This window comes from Pseudomonas sp. P5_A2_2, from assembly GCF_054177685.1.
The window spans coordinates 1-1,992 of the sequence record NZ_JBGCUL010000828.1 but is presented as its reverse complement, the minus strand read 5'-3'; the positions used below and the strand labels follow the sequence as shown (position 1 = coordinate 1,992).

2 protein-coding genes are annotated in these 1,992 nt (G+C 54.3%); one reads left to right on the top strand and one right to left on the bottom strand.

The genetic code is table 11. The features are described from left to right. A partial coding sequence (locus ACXRVY_RS26215; protein WP_458238646.1) for a transporter substrate-binding domain-containing protein occupies positions 1–633 on the bottom strand: 633 nt, incomplete at its 3' end. A 128-nt stretch (positions 634–761) separates the two neighbouring features. On the opposite strand from ACXRVY_RS26215, the gene ACXRVY_RS26210 reads away from it, so the two are divergent. Next, on the top strand, positions 762–1,667 hold the full coding sequence (locus tag ACXRVY_RS26210; RefSeq protein WP_223462617.1) for a LysR family transcriptional regulator: 906 nt from the start codon (positions 762–764) through the stop codon (positions 1,665–1,667). Positions 1,668–1,992 lie beyond the last annotated feature (325 nt).

Sequence of the window (1,992 nt, the reverse complement as noted above, 5' to 3'; positions counted from 1 at the left end):
CATTTGCACAGCCAATACGTTACTGGGTAGAACACCTACATCAATCGAGCCATTGGCAATCGCCAGGCCGACGTCGGGATAGCCCTGGAATAGTTTGAGGTCAGCGTAGCCCTGCCCTTTGCTGGCTTTTAGTTCTCGCTCGTATTCCTGCAGTGCTTGTTGGGCTGAAGAACCCATCTGGGTTCCCACCACTTTGCCTGCTACATCTTCAGGCTTGCTGATGGTTGTGTTGTCTGCCTTGACTACGAACAGCGAGCGGACGATACCGATGGGCTGGCTGAAAGCGAACCGTTTGGCACGTTCAGGTGTGATCCCGACGGAAGTGGCCACGAAATCAAATTTGTTGCTCATCAAACCGGGAAGCAAACCGTTGAACGGCAAGTTCAACTGCTCCAGCTCGRCGCCGAGTTTTGCGGCCATTTGTTCCAGAATATCGTGGCCGTAACCCACAACCTTACCGTTTTCAACGAATTCATAAGGTTCGTAAGCGGCTTCGGTACCCACTGTCAGCTTGCCACGCTGCTTGATGTCGGCAAGCGTGCTTGCCTGGGCTGATGCGAAGGTGGAAGTACAGATAACCAGCGAGGTTAAGAGCACGGTTTTCACGATGCTTCGGCGACTGTGTGTAGTCATGATGCAGTTCCCCCATTTYTTGGAGTGTTGTATTTGTGAAGGTTGCTGGAACCAAATTAGCCAGTGCGAAAGCGCAAGTAAAATCACTTTATTAGCGATATGGTCTTGGAATCTGATACCTTTTATCCATGAACCGATTCGACCTGACCGAGCGTGACTTGCGCTCTCTCCGTATTTTTTGTGCCGCCGCTGAAGCCGGGGGATTTGCTGCGGCTGAACGCCGGCTGAATATGACCAAAGCCTCGATCAGCAGGCATATCAAGGAGGTTGAGGAACGCCTGGGTGTGCGTCTGTGCGAGCGAGGTCCGGCAGGTTTCAAGCTGAGCGCGGCCGGGAGAGTGGCGCTTGAGTTAACGACGAATGCACTTAACTCTCTTGAGCGAATCAAGCCAGAAATTGATGCGGTACGTGCCGTGATATCCGGCACCGTCTCGATTGGAACGGTCGAGCATATGCTCGCTGATCCGAATTGCCGGTTAGCCGAAGCGCTGAAAGAACTGAGACGAAGGGCTCCTAACGTTCAGGCAGAAGTGGCCGTGATGACCTTTGCCAACTTGAACCAGGCACTGCGCGAGCGACGGGTGCAGGTGGCCATTCGTGGGATGTACAAAAAAGAGCGAGCCTTTCATTACCAAAAGCTGTTCGTCGAAGACCATCGCGTGTATGTAGCAAATCAAGCGTCGGGCGAGAAGCATCTCCGACCTCAACTGGTTTATCGACCGCATCCCTTCGTCGAAGAAACGCTGGCTACACATGGTTTTGAACGAGGGCCCGAAGCCGCGGGGCTGGAAGCAATCGCGATGCTCGTTGAGGGCGGTGGTTATGCCGGGTTACTACCGGAGCACTATGTCGAACTCATTGCCCCGCGCTTTGAATTGCGGGAGTTACCGGACAGCCCCGTGTTCCATAACACCATCTGCGCAATAACCGAGGCTTCTCGCCCCTTGTCACGAAGCGCAGAGCTTTTTCTCGAGATTCTTGAGGAATTGCATACAAGCGACGCCTCCATCTCGAATCGAAATAGCGCCAGATAGAAAAAATTGTTCCAGCAGCATGAATCGTCCCGGGTTTCGTAGATACCGGGGGGAGTGAGGAGAAAAACACCCCGTACAGTCCCCATCGCGGATTTACCCGCGATGGGGACTGCAACCGCGTAGCGACGTGCGGCCAGCAGCAAAAGCATCACGTCGTCAGGATAAAGTCCGTCTGATCGATGCCTGCACTGTTAACACCGACGAGGCGAATAGAGTCCACTCCGATCCCGATCACCGTGTCCGCCCCGTCAGCCGCAATGCTCACGCTGGTAGCGAACGTCTCGCTGCTGATCCCCAGCCCCGCGATATTGAGCAAGTCCTGCCC